Below are 18,307 nucleotides of genomic sequence, written 5' to 3'. Positions count from 1 at the left end.
GCCGCGCCGCGAAAACAACAGTGGTACGCCTAAGCAGGCGCACCCGCGATATTCGGGTAAACCTTCTCCACTTCGCCTCGCTCGATGTGTTCCGAGTCCTCGCGGAACTGCCTCTCGTTGAACAGCACTAGGAACACCAATCCCGCAACCACAGTGATGGCGATGGGCACGATGAAAATCAAGGTCCAGTTATGCAGTGGTGTCAGTTTGTCATTGACCATTACCGATTGCGTGGTCAGGAAGTAATCGTGGACACGTCCCGACAGGAAGTGCCCAATGAGCATCCCCAAGCCGTTCGTGGCAAACACCAGCAGCCCCTGCGCACTGGCACGGATGTCTTTCGGGCTGAGACGCTCGACCGCAATCATGCCACCCGCGAAGAAGAAGGAGTAGCAGATGCCGTGCAGGGTCTGCGCGGCGATAACCAGCCATGTCGGTTCCCCAATGGCGAATATTGCATAGCGCACTGGCCAGGCGAGAATGCCCAGAAAGATGGTGGTACGCATGCCCAGATAGCGGATGGAGGGGTACAGCAAGACCATCAGTAAGACTTCGCCCACCTGCCCCAGTGTCATGGCAAACTGTGCGGTACTCTCTGGCAAACCAACACCCCCAAGACGCAGGGTCGGGTGCCGCGGCTCCGTCAGGAACAGGAAGGTCAGGTTATAGTAGAACGGGAGCTCGATGGCTACAATGAACGAGATGGTCAACAGCACCGCGAAGTTGCGGTTGACGCGCAGCTGCAAAGCCTCCAAAAAGGCGTAAGGGTTCTTGGCCTCCTTGGCAGGCGGGGTATTGGGCAGGGTCAGGCAATACAGCCCCATCAGGATGGACACAATGCCCGCCACCACCAGACTGTCGCCCGTGTGGCTAACGCCAGGGGTGCGCACCTCCCAGAAGCGCAGGTATGCCGCCATGAACCACTGCACCGCAATCCAGCCGATAGTACCCCACACGCGGACGTTGCCGAACTTCTGTGCGTCCTTCATGTGGTGAAAAGCGATGGCGTTGGTCAGCGCAATGGTAGGCATATACAGCACAGCGTAAAGCAAAATGGACGTCCACAGCGGCCAGAACTCCGTCTGTCGCCACGCGATAAACAGCAGAATCGCGCCGACAAAGTGAGACACCGCCGTGAAGATTTGCGCAGGCATCAAGCGGTCAGCAATCCATCCCGCGATGAGCGGCGAGATGAGAGAACCAAAGGCGGTCGTGCCGAACACATAGCTAATCTGCTTGCCCGTGAAGCCCAGATGTTGCATGTGCCCGCCGATAACGACCGCCCATGCCCCCCACACGGCAAACTGCAAGAACATCATGATAGACAAGCGCAGGTACAGAACACCATTGCCCCTTCTTTGTTCCATCCATCTTCCCTCCAACGGAATGTGTTTCGCTGGTATATCTTCGTTCAGAGCGAGCCGTTCACCTGCCGCTTAGGCGGTTCCCCTTTCCTTCATCTGCTCGATGCGCTGCAGGTATTGCGTCAGCAGAATCTCTGCCGCCTCAGGGCTTTCCGCTTCCGCATACAGATGGAACGACGGCTCGGCAGCATCGGGCAGGATGAGTGCCCATCGCCCATTCTGGTAGACCTTGATGCCATCGATAAGCTCTACCTTCCCGCTGTCGCGGCACTCTTTGGTCATCACCCGCATCACCGTGCCCTTCAGCTCCCACGGGCACTGCACAGTGCGCTTCACGAGGAAGAAATCGGGTATCCGCTCTGCCAGCTCATGCAGGGTGGTTTTTGCCCGAGAGAGCAGCTCCAGCAGCTTGACGAAGGCGTACAAGGCGTCGAAGGACGGCTGGAACTGCGGCAGGATGAAACCGCCCTCACCGTCGCCAGCCATGAACACTGGCTCGCTCTCCGAGACGGCGATGCCCATCAGAGAGCGTACGTCGGTTTTGGTGCGCACCACCGTTCCGCCATGCTGGGTCACCAGAGGCTCGATCACGCTGGAGGCGGTGACCGGTACCGCGATGCGTGCGCGCCGATACCCGATGGAAGCCGCGAGAGCATACAGGATAAGCAGGCGCTGGTCAGACAGGATACTGCCGTGCGCGTCGACGATACGCATGCGCTCGCCATCGCTCTCGAACAGAACCCCGACATCCGCTCGCAGGCTCTGTACAATCTGCTGGAGATTGCGCAGATGGTCTTGCACCTGTTCTTCAGTATGCGGTGCGCGGTCGGGGTCTGCATAAGCGTTAAGAGCGATGACCTCGCAGTTCATCTTACCCAGAATCGTGGGGAAAATGGACGCCATGCGATGGAAGGCGAAATCCAGCACCACCCGATAGCGTGGCTCGCCCAGACAACGCGAGTCCACGTGCTGGAAGAAGTCCGACTGGTATTGCTCGATGGCGCGCGAGGCAAACTCGATTTCGCCCACCTCCTCGATATCCGTGCGCACGATGTCCTCGCGGAAAAAGACGCTCTCTATCTTGCGCTCCATGCTTTTGGAGATATAGATACCGTTCTTATCGAAGAACTCGATGAGCGTGAGGCGCGGGTTATACGGTGCGATGCGCACGTTCATGCCGCCCGCCGCACCGCTGGCGCGGATATGATGACGGGCAATCGGCACGGGCATCGAGCGCAGGTCGAACACGTTCACTCCCACCGACAGCAAACCGCTCATCACGGCGTGCTTAATGGCTCGCGAAGATTTGTGCGAGTCACGTGAGAGCAACACCGCTGCCCCTTTGCGCAGCAACACACCATATGCTGCCGCCAGCTTGGTGGCAAACTCTGGGGTCACCTCCACATTGACAATGCCCGCTACTCCCAGATTGCGGAATAACGACCCCTGCCACTTCTTTCCCCATATCAGGCTCATGGTGACGATGGAGCCGGGTTCGATGAACTTGTCCGGCCATATTTTCAGGTTAGGGCGCACGGTGCTCCCTTCACCGATGGTCACGCGGTCACCAACGACTGCGCCTTCCAAAAGGTTGACCTCCCTTTTGACCGTGCTGTGGCTGCCGACGACCGCCGAAGCAACGTGTGCGTTTGTGCCCACGTATACCGAGTCCCACAACACGCTGCGTTCGACCACTGCTCCCTCTTCGATGATAGTGTTATCACCGATGACGCTGTACGGTCCCACACGCGCTCCACGTTTGATGGTGGCATGCCTGCCGATGTAGACGGGCTGATGCACCTCCGCCTCTGGACTGATCTGCGCTCCTGCCTCCACCCAGATACCCGGCGCGTACTCTATCGCCGGCAACTGTAAATGCACCTTGCGCTCCAGCACCTGCTCATGTGCCTCGCGATACTGCTCGATAGTGCCCACATCACACCAGTACTCGTCCGGCTCCAGGATGTATCCGTACAGGGGCTTGCCGTCGCGCAGCAGCTGCGGGAAAATGTCCTGGCTCCAGTCGTAAACCCGCTTCGGTTCCATCAGGTTCAGCACCTCGGGTTCAATCACATACATGCCCGTGTTCACCGTGTCGGAGAACACGTTGCTCCAGTCGGGCTTTTCCAGGAAGCGCTGAATGCGTCCGTCCTCGTCGGTAATCACCACGCCGAACTCGCGGGGGTTGGGCACATGTGCTAATGCCAGAGTGGCTGTTGCCCCTTTCGAGCGGTGGTAGCGGATGAACTTACCCAGATCGATATCGGTGAGGGCATCTCCAGATACGATAAGAAAAGGCTCATCACGTAACATATCTGCCGCCTGCCGTACCGCCCCTGCTGTCCCCAAGGGGCTCTCTTCGGTCACATACTCGATACGAACTCCCCAGTCTTCTCCTTTGCCGAAATATCCTGAAATCTCATCGGCGAGGTAGTACAGGGTGACCACGATATCGGTAATACCATGCTGTTTGAGCAGCAGGATGATATGTTCCATAATTGGACGGTTCATCACGGGTACCAGAGGTTTGGGACGGCGGGAGGTCAACGGGCGCAGCCTGGTGCCTTCTCCGCCAGCCATCACGATCGCTTTCATAGTAGATACCTCCTCTCAGTGGTTAGATTCTCCAGCACCAAAACGTCAGGATGCTTACCGCCCCTTCGTCGGATGCCTGGCTCCTTTGCCAGACGGTATGTTATCATTATTTTAGTTCCTTCTCTTCCGTCCGTTTACCTGCTATTCCGCTCTTGCACGGAACAGCACGTTCCAGGTATAGTCAAGCACAAGAGGGAGGACGCATGATACGACGGGTTATCCTGTTGGTAATGGACGGTTGTGGCGTCGGCGCTGCTCCCGACGCCGCGCAGTTTGGCGATTTCGGCGTCAACGAACCCAACACGCTGGCACATCTGGCGGAGGCGGTGGGAGGCTTGCACCTGCCCAACCTGCAACGGTTGGGGCTGGGGAATATCCTCCCGATACAGGGCGTGCCTCCAGCACAGCCCCCACTTGCTGCTTATGGGAAGATGCAGGAGAGATCGGCGGGCAAGGATACGGTGACAGGGCACTGGGAAATGATGGGGGTTATCACCGAAGATCCCTTTCCCACCTACCCGCATGGCTTCCCGCCCGAGGTTATCTCGGCATTCGAACGGGCAATCGGCACGAAGATACTGGGCAACTATCCCGCTTCCGGCACCGAAATCATCAAACAGCTGGGCGAAGAGCATCTGCGCACGGGCTATCCGATTGTGTACACCTCGGCGGACAGCGTGTTCCAGATAGCTGCACACGAAGAGGTCATTCCGCCACAGCGGCTATACGAGATGTGTCTCATCGCCCGAGAGATACTGAAACCTCCCCATCACGTGCAGAGGGTGATTGCCCGACCGTTCGTTGGCAAGGACGCTTCTTCCTTCCGACGCACGGAAAACCGCCGCGATTTCCCTCTGCCTCCGCCTTACAACCTGATAGACCAGCTTGCCGAGACAGGACGGAAGGTCAATGGTATCGGAGTGATTGGGCAGGTCTTCGCGGAGCGCGGTTTCGCTTACTCCGTGCGTACAGGCAGTAATCCGGAGCACTTTCGAGCCACCCTGCAGGCAATGGAACAACCCGCTGATTTCATCTTCACCAACTTCGAGGACTTCGACATGCTCTACGGACATCGCAATGACCCGCAGGGTTTCGCAAGGGCACTGCAGGAGTTCGACGCAGGGTTGACCGAAGTACTGCAGCGACTGCGTACGGGTGACCTGCTCATCCTTACCGCCGACCACGGCAACGACCCCACCACTCCCAGTACCGACCATTCGCGCGAGTATGTGCCGCTGTTGTGTTACAGTCCAGACATGGAGCAGGGAGTAGACCTCGGCACACGCGATTGCTTCGCCGACATCGCTGCCACCATGGCGGATGCGTTCGGTCTGGAAGCGAAGTGGGGGGAAGGAAGCTTCTACCCGATGCTGCGAATGCGTGCGTCATTGACCTCACCCCCAACCCCCTCTCCCGAAGATTCGGGAGAGGGGAGAGGTCAGGGGATGAGACGATGGTAACCGCTAAGGTTGCGCGGGCGGTTGCCCCTGATCCTGCAGTCGACGCCGCTGGCGCAGCTGCGGTTGGGGTTGCGTTTCCGCTCCTGCGGCGCGCGGGCGTATCTGCGGACGAGGCAGTTCCGTGGATTTGACCAGCTCCAGCGTCCTCGCGGAGAATTGATATAGCATATTGCCCCGCACCACGTACACGTAGTCGCTGTTCGCCGCTATCGCAACTTGCCCCAGCGCGAGTCGCTCCCCGATACCGGGGAACGGTTGGCCCGGGAACGGCTGTCCTGGACCGGGTGGAGGCGGTACCGGTTGCCCCGGCGGTTGCATGGCTACCACGCCGCCCGGCGCCGGGGGCATCTCCAGCTGCGCCTGCGTCTTCTGCCACAACATCAGCACGGAGGCAATCAACACCACAACACCCAGTGCCCATACCAGACGATTCTGCCCTGCGGTTCGCATCCTGTGTTCCTCCTTTGCTACCCCATGCGGAGTTGCACAGCCCGCCAGCCGCGCAACTCTCGTGGAAGTTTCTCCGATTCTGTAGACGCGACCACACGGCAAAGGTTCACACCCGCGCCGCCTTGCGCAAAGCCTGGTCCAAATCGGCGATGATGTCTTCTACGTCCTCGATACCGATGGACAGGCGGATGAAGTCGGGGGTGACACCGGTTTCGAGCTGCTCTTCGGGAGTGAGCTGCTGGTGCGTGGTGGATGCCGGATGGATGACCAGCGACTTGGCGTCACCGATGTTCGCCAGCAGGGAGAAGAGCTTCAGCTCGTTGATGAACTGCTTGCCCGCCTCATAGCCCCCTTTGATGCCGAAACCGATAATCGCACCGTAGCGACCGCCCTTATGGTACTTCTTCGCGGTTTCATGCGTGGGATGCGAGGGCAGCCCCGGATAGCTCACCCAGCTGACGCAGGGATGCTCTTCCAGGAAACGGGCGACTTGCATGGCGTTGTCGCTGTGGCGCTCCATGCGCAGGTGCAACGTCTCCAGCCCCTGCAGGAACAGGAAGGCATTGAACGGGCTCATGCACGCGCCGATGTCGCGCATCATCTGCAGGCGCGCTTTCAGGATAAAGCTCATGGACTTTAGCGGCTCCGGCAAATCCCACAGTACGAGCCCATGATAGGAAGGGTCGGGCGAGGTGAAGTCCGGGAAATTGCCGTTGCCCCAGTCGAACTTGCCCGAATCGACGATGACCCCACCGATGGACGTGCCGTGCCCGCCGATGAACTTGGTGGTGGAATGCACCACGATGTCTGCCCCCCACTGGATGGGCTGAATCAGCGCGGGGGTTGGCATGGTGTTATCCACCATCAGCGGGATGCCCGCTTCGTGTGCGATGTTCGCGACGGCCTCCACGTCCAGTGTGTCCAGCTTGGGGTTGCCCACCATCTCGGCGTAGATAAGTTTGGTTTTGGGCGTGAGTGCCTTGCGGAAGTTGTTGGGGTCTATCGGGTCGACAAAGTGGACTTTAATGCCCATCTTCGGCAGGGTGTGTCGGAACAGGTTATACGTTCCGCCGTACAGGCTGTTGGCGGAAATTACCTCATCGCCCGCCTTGAGGATGGTGAGGATAGCCAGTGTTTCCGCTGCCTGTCCCGAGGAGGTTGCCAGTGCCCCCACACCCCCTTCCAGCAGCGCCACACGCTTTTCGAACACGTCCACGGTGGGATTCATGATTCGGGTGTAGATGTTGCCGAACTCTTCCAGAGCGAACAGCCGCGCGGCGTGGTCGGCGTCGGTGAACAGGTAGGATGTGGTTTGATAGATAGGTACAGCGCGTGCCAGTGTGGTGGGGTCTGGCTGTTGCCCCCCGTGAACGGCAAGCGTATCGAACTTCAGTTCCGCCTCATTGGGTCCGAAAGCCATCACGAAACCTCCTTTTTGATTGATGACTTATTATATCATCTTGGTCAAGATTGGTGCAAGCGGATAGTTGAACGCGGATTGGAACTGTTCCATTCAGAACACCCTCCATGCCATTCGGATTGCGCTCACCACCAGCAGCGCAATCAGCACGTGGCGCAGCACGCGCGAGCGCATTCGTCTGGATAAAAACGCTCCCAGGTGCGCTCCAGCCATCACACCCAGCACCGAAGGGGCTGCCAGCGTGGGGTCGACATAACCGCGCAGCAGGTATATCGCCGCGCTCACACTGCCTGTCATCCCCAACATGAACGAGCTGGTTGCGGCAGCCGCCTTCAGTGGCACGTTCATCCACAGATTCATCACAGGTACTTTGATAATCCCGCCTCCTACACCCAGCAGTGCCGATATCACGCCGGCGACAAGACCCGCCCCCCATCCAGCATACAGACGAGATGGCGTGTAACAAACGGTCACACCGGTGGCATGGTCTACGTAACACGCACTTGCGCCGTTGGTGTCCTGTATCACCGGCTCAGAGCCAGCAGAAGGTTCCTGCCGCCGCCAAAGTATCCACGCCACGTAAGTCTGCAGGACGACAAATCCCAGCGCAATCCACCGAGCCTCGATCCTCTGGAAGAGCATGCTACCCAGCAGTGCGCCCAACACGGCAGCACTGACCAGCCACATCGCCAGCGGGATATTGGTGTACCGATAGCGCAGATGCGAGGTGCTGGCAACGACCGACGTGGCGATGACGCCTAACAGGCTTGTAGCAACCGCCGTTTTTTCGGGCACTCCCAGCACCAGCACCAGCGCAGGCACGAGAATAATGCCGCCGCCCAATCCCAGCAACGCGCCCAGTGTGCCCGCCAGCACCGAAGCCGCAAAAACGGTAAAGAGCCTCAGCGGTTCCATCTCAGTGCCGGAAGTGGCGCATACCGGTAAAGACCATCGCCAGACCCAGCCTGTCTGCTGCGGCGATGACTTCCTGGTCCTTCACGGAGCCGCCAGGCTGGATGATGGCGGTAACTCCGGCGATAGCCGCTACCTCGACGTTGTCGGGGAATGGGAAGAAGGCATCCGATGCCAGCACAGCGCCTTTCGCCCGCTCGCCAGCGGACTCCGCCGCCAGCCGCACCGACTGCACGCGGTTCATCTGCCCGGCTCCGACGCCCACGATCACCCAGTCCTTCGCCAGCACGATGGCGTTGGACTTCACATGCTTCACCACCTTCCATGCGAACAGCAGCTGCTCCAGCTCTTCGGGGGTTGGAGCACGCCTGGTGACCACACGAACCGCCTCCGATTGTTCCGGCAGCAGTTGCACATCACGGGTCTGTACCAGCACACTTCCCGTCAGCCCGCGCAGTATCCACCCCTCCTGGGGCGGCGTCAATGTTCCCACTTCCAGCAGGCGCAAGTTCGCTCCCCATTTTTTCTTCTCGGTGAGGATGGGTAGAGCGTCCTCGGCGAACGCGGGAGCAATGAGGCACTCGAAGAAAGTATTGGGCGCGGTAATTTTCTCAGCGGCCGCGAAGTCCACAGGTCGGTTCAGCGCCATAATGCCCCCGAAGGCGGAAACAGGGTCTGCCAGTCGGGCTCGCTCTACCGCTTCAGGAAGGCTATCCGCCACCGCCACCCCGCAGGGGTTGGTATGCTTGATGATCACGCAGGCGGGGCGGTCCTCCGCGAACTCTTTGACCAGCTCCAGCGCGGCGTCGCAGTCCAGCAGGTTGTTATAAGACAGCTCCTTGCCGTGCAGCTGCCGTGCGGTGGCGATGCTGGGTTCGGTGAAGCCGGTTGTGCGGTAAAACGCTGCCTGCTGGTGGGGGTTCTCTCCATAGCGCAGTTCCTGTGCTTTGCGCAGAGCAACGGTGAACTCTGGCGGGAAGAGCGTCTCCGGCGTGAACTGTGCCCGCAGGTATGCCGCGATTTGTGCATCGTAGAAGGCGGTGTGTGCAAACGCCTTCGCTGCCAGCCGACGGCGCGTTTCCAGACCGATTACCCCGCCGCTTGCCCGCATCTCCTGGATGATGGCTTCATAATCGGCAGGGTCCACCACGATTGCCACGCTGTCGTGGTTCTTGGCGGCGGCGCGCACCATCGTGGGACCGCCGATATCGATGTTCTCTATCGCCTCTTCCAGTGTGACGTCCGCGCGGGCGATGGTGCTTTCAAAGGGATACAGGTTGACACATACCAGGTCAATCGGTTCGATGCCAGCTGACTGCAATGCCTGCAGCTGTTCGGTTTTGCGCCGGTCGGCAAGAATACCCGCGTGGATGGCGGGATGCAGTGTTTTCACCCGTCCCTCCATCATCTCGGGAAAGCCGGTCACCTGTTCCACCGGAGTAACGGGGATACCCGCTTCCTGCAGGGTGCGCGCGGTTCCACCGGTGGAGATAATCTGCACACCCATTTCGTTCAATGCTCTGGCAAAGGACACAATGCCTGTTTTATCGGAAACGCTCAGCAGCGCGCGTCGTATCGGATTCATGCTTGCAGGCTCCTCCCGCGAAAGTTTTGCTCTTTATTGTAACCGCAGAGAGGGGATGGGGTCAAGCGACGGGTCAGTCTCTGGGCGACACGTGCAACGTCTTCTCGTGGGTGTAGGTGACGAATCCCGGTTGCGCACCGCGCGGGCGGCGCACATACTTGCGCAGGGTGTAGTCCACGGGCACTATCGAAGAGTGGCGTTGCGGGCTGTTGGCAGCGGCGAGCCGGGCGGCGTACTCCAGCACCTGTCGCGGAACCGCCTGTGGGTTATTATTGGTGCGTATGACCACGTGCGCGCCCGTCCCCGCCCGCACGTGCAGCCACCAGTCGTTTGGCTGTGCGACCCGCGTTACGAGGTAGTCATTCGCCTCGGCGTTTTCGCCCACCAGCACCTGCCAGCCGCCTGGCGCAACGTGCAGGCGGATACGTCTGCCCTCGAAATCTTCCTGCGTTCTCGTTGCGGCTTCGCCGGAAACACCCGCGGTGGGGTTCAGCCAGCCGCGCGCCGCTACCTCCTGCCGGAAGGCTTCCAGCTCGGAGAGGTCGCTTATCGATTCCAGTCTCTGCAGAGCCTCCTGCGCCTGCATCTCTTCTGTCATCAAACGATAGCGCATCGCCTCCAGCCTTTCGGCGTTCTGCTCCACGTGACGCGCACGCGCAAAGTATCGCTGCGCGTTCTCCTGCGGCGTCAGCGTGGGGTCTAAGGGGATGGTGAGAGTGGCTCCATCCGCGCTGTAAAGGTCCGGCAGGGTAACTTCCTGCACACCCTTTGGCACCTGCGACAGGAACGCCAGAAGGATTTCACCCCAGCGACGGTAGATATCCGCCTGTGTCCGCTCTTCTACTCCCTGCTGCAGCTGCTGCAGAGCGTTGCGCCGCGCACTGAGTACCCTCTGCAAGATGCCCTGCAGGCTTCGCTTTTGCTGTTCCAGCTCGGCGCGGGGTATAGCCACCGCGTAGTAGTTCTCCAGCGCCACATGGATGTTGCGGCGCGGATGTTGCTGTTCCTCCGGCAGGGAAGCCAGTGGAATCGGATACGCGCCGATGGGGCGGTGCGCTTCGTCGCGCACCAGCACAGGCTCCCAGTCTCCCGCTTTTGCCGCGTCGAACACCGAGCGAAACGCGCTCCAGAGGACAGCAGGACTGTCTCCGTTACCCAGCCGTTGCGCTCGCGCGGCGATCTCGCCCGCTAAAAAGGTGCCGATGCCCTCGAAACGGCTCCGCAACCACGCGGTAAAATCAGAAGGCTGTTCCTCCTGATACCACTGCAGGAACAGGGATTCGGACACGGCACGCGGGTCTGGACGCTCTTCGGCGGGGGGAGGCGTGTAAGTCCTGCCCGGCAACACTTCACGCACGCGGCTGATGCGTGAGGAGACCAGCTTGGCGGCGTGCAGGATGCGCTCGTCAGGAGCGATCAGGATAATGTTACTGTGCCTGCCCATCAGCTCCGCGCTGAGCAGATAGGTGTGTCGCTCATGTCCTTTCACTTCCACGTCCAGCACGCGGTCAAACCGTCGTTGGGCGATGGTCAGGATAGTGCCGCCCTGCAGATACTTGCGCAGCGCCATGCAGAAAGGGGGTGGCTGGGGCGGGTTGGGCAGACGGTGGGAGAGTAAATGCGTGCGTGCCCACTGCGGCGAGCAACTGATAAGCCAGTACACCTCGCCCACGCCGCGCACGTAAACGGTGAGCAAGATGTCATGGTCGGCAGGCTGCGCGATGTGCTGGATACGCCCGCCGTGCAAAGGCTGCAGCGCGTGTACTACCGCCGCAAGCGTGAGGCTATCGTAAGGGATACTGGGCATAGATACCTGTATTATACCTCGCACACCTCTCGTCTCCTGCCGCTGGTGAGCGGGCGCACGGAAGACGTACCCAACAACGCTCTTGCCGCCGCCTGAACTGCCAGCGCCAGTGCAATCACCAGGTCATCGTGTTCGCTGCCCTGCGCCTGCAGGCGGATATGCCCACTTCCGGTATGGCTGGCGGTGAAGGCGTGCAGTTCACGCAACAGGTCGGGGTGCGGAGGGATTGCCACGCGACGCTGTTCCATCGCCAATGCGAGAGATTCGATCATTGTCCGCTTGGTAGAGGCGGTGAAAACCACAGGCTCCACATGGATGTGCAGGTGATGATGGCTGAGGCTTTGCTGCAGCATCTCTGCTAACGGGTCGCCGACGCCGGAGGCGTCACAATACACGGTGCGCACCCACCACTCGCTGAACCGGTGGAGTATCCGCTCTATCTGAATCTGCCATCCGGTGCTGGGCATACGTTCCACGTGCACCGCCTGCAGCCGGTTGCCGGACTCGCGCAATAGCACCAGCGCGGTGTAGTCGCGGTAGCGTCCCCAATCCAGCCCTGCGAGGGTTGGGGACGAGTTGGGTCTGGCTTCTGCGAGGCTGGGCTGGATACACGCTTCGATAACCGCCTGGGGGAACACCGCCCCTGCATCGTCCACAAACTGCGCCTCGTACTCAATGGCGAACTGCCGCTCGGTCAGCAATTGCTTTTGCATCTGCAGGAAGCTGGCGGAGATACGCGGGTTACTGGTGGTGGGGAAGCGGAAGCTGCGGCACACCTCGCCCGACTGTCCGCGTTGATACCAGTGCCAGAAGTGGTTTCTGCCGAAAGGGGTGGACAGCAGCACCAGCTGCCCTTCCGTGTCCGCCAGCATGGGCATCAACACCTGCGGGATGACCTCTTCGGTGAGGTAGGCGGCTTCGTCCACCACGATGCGGTGCGCGCTTCTCCCCCGCAGGGAACGCGCCTGACGATACGCGCTGCGAGCGGTGATTTCGCCCTCGTTGACGCGCACGCGGGGATAAGGGGTCACGCGCACCTGCAGTCTCGCGCCCGTCTGTTCTGCCCAGTCCTGAAGCAGCTCCAGCGTGCGGTCGAAGAGGATGCTCGCCTGGTCCAGCGTGGGGGCAACGATCACCTGTCGGATGCCGGGGTGCAGCAGGGCGAGGGCAGCGGTCTCCACCGCCAGCGACTCTGTTTTGCCCCACCGCCTGCCACATGCCGCTACCTTCACCGGGTGAGTATCCATCATCCATTCGCGCTGAGCGGGATGAGGTGTCCAGTTCCACCATCGACATGCTGCCTGCAGGACGCGCTCGGGGGAATATGTCCACATGCAGAATCACCTCACCCTGTACTCGGACAGCAGGCACAGGTGTCAACAGCACCGGGCACTCGCTGCTACCTGGCGGGCGAGGCTCCCGCCGTGCTTTTCCGTTCTCGTAAGTTACGTTGCGCCCGCGCCTGCCCACTCACTCTGGTTGCCGTAGCGGTCGACAAGACTCACGAAAGCGAGTTTCGCCGAGGGGGGTAACGTGTAGCTGTTCGCGGTGGCGGGTAACACCTGCATGTACCACTCCCCGTTGGAGCGGTATGCCACCATCCAGCACCCAATCGGGTGTTTACCCCGAGCCTCCCACGTCAGGCGCACCCCTCCGTCCGCGAGGTACACCGTACGCACGGCGGGCGAGGACGGGGCAGAGCGGCTCAACCACCCCGCGGGGGGAACGAGAGCGGGTTGTGCGTGCAGGTCCCGTATCAGTTCGCAGATACCGCCCCTGTCCTGCATGAACGCCCGTGCGCTGAAATGGATGTTGCCCAGCGCGCCCTTCTGCTTGCGGGTCAGGCGCACCTGCTCGGCGATTTCCGCCGCGTCCCATGCGGTGTTGCTGCCATCCGCCACTTTGCTGGTGAAGTTACCCGCAAGCATGTGCCTGCCCCGCGTGTTCTGTTCCACCCACCATTGCAGTAGCGCGGGATAACTGAGGTTCGGATTGTCTATCTTGAAGTAGAGTTGAGGGACATAGTAGTCGCACCATCCCTGCTGAAGCCACTTGCGCGAGTCGGCGTAGAGTTCCGCATAGGCATCGAAGCCGCGCGTGCCTGGCGGGTAGCCCGGACGCCACAACCCAAAAGGACTGATGCCGAACTTCACCCAGCGTTTGGTGCTCTTAATCTCACGATAGACCCTTTCCACGAAGCGGTCCACGTTCTGCCTGCGCCAGTCGTCGCGGCTCAGCCTGCCGCCGGAACGGCGATAGCGCTGCCAGCTGGGCTCGTCGGGGAAATCGAGGATGTTGCCCTTTTCATCGCGCTCCTTGTAAGGGTAGAAATAGTCGTCGATATGCACACCGTCCACGTCATACCGCTTCACCACCTCCAGCATCACCGAGAGAGAATGCTCTACCACGTCGGGCTCGCCCGGGTCCAGCCAGAGGTACCTTCCGTACTGTTTGACCAGTTCGGGACGCCGCCTGCTGATGTGCTGGGGATGTATCTCCGACTTCTCGGAAGGATGTCGCGCTCGATAGGGATTGAACCAGGCATGGAGCTCCAGGCAGCGCTTGTGTGCTTCCTCAACGGCAAAGGCAAGAGGGTCATAGTAAGGTTCAGGAGGCTTGCCCATCGCGCCGCTGAGCACTTCAGACCATGGCTCGATTCTGGAATCGTACAGCACCGAACACGCCGGGCGCACCTGCAAGACAATCACGTTAAACTTCAGTTCCGCCGCCCTGTCGAGAATTGCCAGCAGCTCGGTCTTTTGCACATCGGACGGCAATCCGGGTCGGGAGGGCCAGTCGATGTTGGCAACGGTTGCCACCCACATGCCACGATATTCGCGCTGTATCTGCGGCACAGACTGCTCGCGTCGCATGCTACCCCGTCTCCTCCTTCGCTGTTCAGGAAAGAGTATAACATGAACGGCTTGTCCGAACAACCGGCTACATTCTGTGTATTTTCGAACACCCCTCTGTGCGTTGACGATTGGGCTACAAAGGCGGTATAATTCATGCGTGTGAACACAGAGAAGAGGTTGCGCAACTCATGATTCTACCCAACCCCGACAGGTTGAACCGGTTTAATAAGTATGCCCTGGTGATACTGGCGGCAAAACGCGCCAGGCATCTGCAAGAGCAGGGCATCGCCCGTCGCTCGCTGGTGAAGAGCTCCTCTGGCAATCCACTGACCATCGCGCTGGAGGAGATCGCGGCGGGACGGTTAATACCGAGCTTTAACCCCGAACCCTTGCCCGAGTTGATGGAACCGGAAGCCCACGAAGCCTTGCTGACCGCTGAAGAGTTCGAAGAGGCGATGGCAAAGGTAGCTATGGCAGTCGAGGCAGAGATTGGAGGTTCCGATAATGGTCATGGAGATACCGCAGTGGCGGATGAGGTTGAGGAAGAAGCAGAGGAAGCGGAGGAAGAGGACCTGGTACTGGAAGAGGAGGAGCTGTCTATCTCTGACGAGTTAGACGAGGTGCTGGGTCTGGACGAGGAGGATAGTTCGCCGCAAGAGAGCGACCAGCAGAGCCTTTTCGACGAGGGTCTACACAGCGAAGGTGAGGACGCAGAGCAGCGGTAGCGCGAGGTGTTTCCATGCCGGGCGAGGTTGATTATTACGAAACGCTGGGAGTCAGTAGGGACGCGACGCTGGAGGAGATTAAGCGTGCCTACCGACGGCTCGCCCGTCAGTACCACCCCGACGTAAACCCCGGCGACAAGCAAGCCGAGGAGAAGTTCAAAGCGATTAACGAAGCCTACGAGGTGTTGAGCGACCCGGAAAAACGTCGTGCCTACGACCTGTTCGGGCGCGCCGGCGTAAGAGGTGGTACTGCTGAACCCGACTTTGGGTTCGGTGATTTCGGCAACATCGGCGACCTGTTCGACCTGTTCTTCGGCACGGGTGGGTCACGCACCGAGACGCCGCGCGCGCAACGCGGCAACGATTTGCGCGTGGATGTGGAAGTTACCCTGGAAGAGGTGGCTTCTGGCGCACCCAAGACCATCCAGTATGCCCGCTTCCAGACCTGTACACGCTGCGAGGGCAGCGGCGCGGAGCCTGGCGAAACGCCCACTACCTGCGCGACGTGCCGGGGCAGCGGGCGCGTACGTCATACGCAGCATACCCTGCTCGGAACCATCTCCACCGTGGTAACCTGCCCAAACTGCCATGGCGAAGGGAAGGTGATTTCGCGTCCGTGCACCCAGTGTCGTGGCGAGGGGCGGGTACGCAATGTGGTGGAACGCACCATCCGGGTGCCCCTCGGTGTGGAGGACGGCACAGCCGTGCAGTTCCTCGGCGAGGGGGACTCCGGTAGACGTGGCGGAGATAACGGCGACCTCTACGTGGTGTTCCACGTGCGCCCGCACGACCGCTTCGAGCGGGAAGGCTCCAACCTGCACACCAGGCTGACCATCTCCTTTGCGCAGGCGGCACTCGGCGCAACGGTGAAAGTGCGCGGGCTGGATGAAGATATCGATCTGGAAGTCCCACCGGGCACCCAGCCGGGCAGTGTGTTCCGCCTGTCAGGCAAGGGGCTGCCAAACCGCCGACAGGGACGAGGTGACCTGCTGGTACACGTGAATATCCACGTCCCCACCCACCTGAACGAGGTACAGCGCGGGCTTCTGCGCCAGTTCGCTGCCGCCTGCGGCGAGCGCTTTACCGACGTCCCCGAAGAAGAGAAAAGCTTCTTCGAGAAGTTCATCAGCGGACTGAAGGGCGAGAAAGGCTAACGCCCCTTATCCTCCGCATGGCGTAATGCCTGCTCCAGGTCTGCGATCAACCTCTCCGGTGGTTCCAGCCCGACGTGCACCCGCAAGCCCCATCGTTGTTCCCCATCGTAGTCCTCGATGAGCATCGGCAGGGCAAGGCTTTCGTATCCACCCCAGCTCACGCCGATATGGAACATCCGCAGAGCATCCACCACGCCCACCGCCGCCTCGCGCGAGTTGCACTTGAGCGTGAACGAAAACAGCCCGCTGAAGCCGCTCATCTGGCGTCGTGCCAGCTCGTGTTGCGGGTGAGAGGGCAGCCCCGGGTAAAGCACCCGGTGCACGGCAGGATGCTCCTCCAGCCATTGCGCCACCTGCAAAGCGTTCTGCTGGTGCTGGTACAGTCGCGCAGGCAGCGTGCGCAACCCGCGCAGGATAAGCCACGCGGCGAAGGGGTCCAGAATACCGCCAATCAGCGTCATCTCGCGGTGAATCGCCTCGATATGCTGGCGTGAGGTGCAAACCACCCCAGCAATCACATCGCTGTGCCCGCCCAGATACTTGCTTGCCGAATGCACCACAATGTCCACTCCCAGCTGCATCGGTCGCTGGAAGAGGGGTGTTGCCCACGTGTTGTCGATAATCGTGGTAATGCCGTGTGCTCGGGCGAGGGAACAGACCTCTTGTAGCGGTTGCAGCCACAGGTTGATGCTGGTAGGGCTTTCCAGGTAAAACACGCGGGTATTGGGTCGCAGTGCCTTCTCAAAATCCTCCATCCGGTCGCCGCGCACGAAGGTTACCTCTACCCCGAACCGACTCAGGTAATCCTGAAGCAGGGCACGGGCAGGATAATAGACATGTTTCACGCACACCACATGGTCGCCGCTGCGCAGCTGGGACATCAGCGCCGCGCTGATGGCTGCCATCCCGGACGCAAAGCATCGCGCGTCCTCTGCCCCCTCCAGTGCGGCAACTTTAGCCTTCAGGATGTCAGTGGTTGGGTTAGACTCGCGGGTGTAGATGTGACGTCCCGCCTTCCTCGACCGCGCCTCCACACTGGGAGCGGTGAACAGGCTGTTCTGAAAGATAGGCGGCACCACCGCACCCAGATACCGCTCCGGGTCCTCACCCCAGTGAATGCATATCTCCTCAAAACTCAGCGGTTCTCTCTCCTCGTCCACCACAGGCTTGCCTCGTCGTCCGATTTCGCTTCGCCTGTTATGATACACCGTTGGTACGCAGAATGCCTGCTCCTCTCTAATCTGCTATAATAGGGGATGGTGATGCACAATGGCAGTACAGCAGCTACCCAGAACAATCATCTATCCTGAGTCGGACGGTCAGCCGATGGCAGACAATACCAAGCAGCTGGAATATATCGTCTACCTGTACGATAACCTGTCTGCCCTCTTCGCCGACCGCGAGGATGTGTTCGTCGCTGCCGATTTGCTCTGGTATCCGGTGGAAGGGCATCCCGAAATCTGCGTGGCTCCCGATGTGTTTGTGGTCTTCGGACGTCCGAAGGGGCATCGCGGACGTTATCTGCAGTGGGAGGAGGACAACATCCCGCCGCAGGTGGTGTTCGAGATACTTTCCCCCAGCAACCGTCACGCCGCCATGGTGGAGAAGTCGCTGTTTTACGAGCGATACGGGGTGCAGGAGTACTACATGTACGACCCCGATACGGGCGCACTGGACGGCTGGACACGACAGGACGGCAAGCTGGTGCGAGTGCCGCAGATGGAGGGCTGGGTCAGCCCGTTGCTGGGCGTTCGGTTTAGCGTGGAAGACGGCGCGCTGGTCGTCTATCGTCCCGATGGGGAGCGGTTTGTGCCCTATGTGGAGCTGCGCCGTCGCTACGAACAGGCACAGCGCGAAGCACAGCAGGAACGGCAGCGAGCGGAACAGGAGCGGTTACGGGCGCAAGAGGCGGAACGGCGTGCAGAACGACTGGCACAGCGACTGCGCGAGATGGGCATTGACCCCGAGCAGCTGACGTGA

General features: G+C 60.4%; 14 protein-coding genes. 4 read left to right on the top strand and 10 right to left on the bottom strand.

Annotated elements, in window-relative coordinates; all coding sequences use genetic code 11:
- Window positions 1-29 precede the first annotated feature (29 nt).
- Together K6U75_05110 and K6U75_05105 are read right to left on the bottom strand one after the other, a co-directional pair.
- Window positions 30-1,367, bottom strand: a complete 1,338-nt coding sequence (locus K6U75_05110) for an MFS transporter (GenBank protein MCL6474416.1) — start codon at window positions 1,365-1,367, stop codon at window positions 30-32.
- A 69-nt stretch (window positions 1,368-1,436) separates the two neighbouring features.
- Window positions 1,437-3,959, bottom strand: coding sequence for a mannose-1-phosphate guanyltransferase (locus K6U75_05105; protein MCL6474415.1), 2,523 nt, complete (start codon window positions 3,957-3,959; stop codon window positions 1,437-1,439).
- Between the two features lie 203 nt (window positions 3,960-4,162).
- Between K6U75_05105 and K6U75_05100 the strand changes: the two genes are divergently transcribed.
- The gene (locus tag K6U75_05100) at window positions 4,163-5,419 is read left to right on the top strand and encodes a phosphopentomutase (protein ID MCL6474414.1); all 1,257 of its coding nucleotides are present in this window, start codon (window positions 4,163-4,165) and stop codon (window positions 5,417-5,419) included.
- 3 nt (window positions 5,420-5,422) lie between these two features.
- Here K6U75_05100 and K6U75_05095 read toward each other — a convergent pair whose 3' ends face one another.
- The 7 genes from K6U75_05095 to K6U75_05065 form a co-directional block, all read right to left on the bottom strand.
- A complete protein-coding gene (locus tag K6U75_05095; protein MCL6474413.1) occupies window positions 5,423-5,869 on the bottom strand; it encodes a hypothetical protein in 447 nt (148 codons plus the stop codon).
- 106 nt (window positions 5,870-5,975) lie between these two features.
- Complete coding sequence (locus K6U75_05090) at window positions 5,976-7,289, bottom strand: O-acetylhomoserine aminocarboxypropyltransferase/cysteine synthase (protein ID MCL6474412.1); 1,314 nt, start codon at window positions 7,287-7,289, stop codon at window positions 5,976-5,978.
- A 93-nt stretch (window positions 7,290-7,382) separates the two neighbouring features.
- On the bottom strand, window positions 7,383-8,204 hold the full coding sequence (locus K6U75_05085) for a sulfite exporter TauE/SafE family protein (protein ID MCL6474411.1): 822 nt from the start codon (window positions 8,202-8,204) through the stop codon (window positions 7,383-7,385).
- Between the two features lies 1 nt (window position 8,205).
- Entirely contained in the window at window positions 8,206-9,786 is a 1,581-nt protein-coding gene (gene purH, locus K6U75_05080) for a bifunctional phosphoribosylaminoimidazolecarboxamide formyltransferase/IMP cyclohydrolase (GenBank protein MCL6474410.1), read from the bottom strand.
- Between the two features lie 73 nt (window positions 9,787-9,859).
- Entirely contained in the window at window positions 9,860-11,617 is a 1,758-nt protein-coding gene (locus K6U75_05075) for an NFACT family protein (protein MCL6474409.1), read from the bottom strand.
- The gene (locus tag K6U75_05070; GenBank protein ID MCL6474408.1) at window positions 11,605-12,927 is read right to left on the bottom strand and encodes a hypothetical protein; all 1,323 of its coding nucleotides are present in this window, start codon (window positions 12,925-12,927) and stop codon (window positions 11,605-11,607) included. Before K6U75_05070 ends, K6U75_05075 begins: the two co-directional genes overlap by 13 nt.
- A 111-nt stretch (window positions 12,928-13,038) precedes the next feature.
- Window positions 13,039-14,466, bottom strand: coding sequence for a family 10 glycosylhydrolase (locus tag K6U75_05065; GenBank protein ID MCL6474407.1), 1,428 nt, complete (start codon window positions 14,464-14,466; stop codon window positions 13,039-13,041).
- Window positions 14,467-14,636: 170 nt separating this feature from the next.
- Between K6U75_05065 and rpoZ the strand changes: the two genes are divergently transcribed.
- Entirely contained in the window at window positions 14,637-15,173 is a 537-nt protein-coding gene (rpoZ, locus tag K6U75_05060) for a DNA-directed RNA polymerase subunit omega (protein MCL6474406.1), read from the top strand.
- A 14-nt stretch (window positions 15,174-15,187) separates the two neighbouring features.
- Window positions 15,188-16,327, top strand: a complete 1,140-nt coding sequence (gene dnaJ, locus K6U75_05055) for a molecular chaperone DnaJ (GenBank protein MCL6474405.1) — start codon at window positions 15,188-15,190, stop codon at window positions 16,325-16,327.
- Here the strand turns inward: dnaJ and K6U75_05050 are convergent.
- Window positions 16,324-17,487, bottom strand: coding sequence for a PLP-dependent aspartate aminotransferase family protein (locus K6U75_05050; protein MCL6474404.1), 1,164 nt, complete (start codon window positions 17,485-17,487; stop codon window positions 16,324-16,326). The genes dnaJ and K6U75_05050 overlap by 4 nt on opposite strands.
- A gap of 109 nt (window positions 17,488-17,596) precedes the next feature.
- Between K6U75_05050 and K6U75_05045 the strand changes: the two genes are divergently transcribed.
- Window positions 17,597-18,307, top strand: a complete 711-nt coding sequence (locus tag K6U75_05045) for a Uma2 family endonuclease (protein ID MCL6474403.1) — start codon at window positions 17,597-17,599, stop codon at window positions 18,305-18,307.

It is taken from the genome of Bacillota bacterium, assembly GCA_023511455.1.
Lineage (GTDB): Bacteria > Armatimonadota > HRBIN16 > HRBIN16 > HRBIN16 > HRBIN16.
Note: the sequence above shows the minus strand (reverse complement) of the source record. Positions and strands in the feature narration are given on the sequence as shown.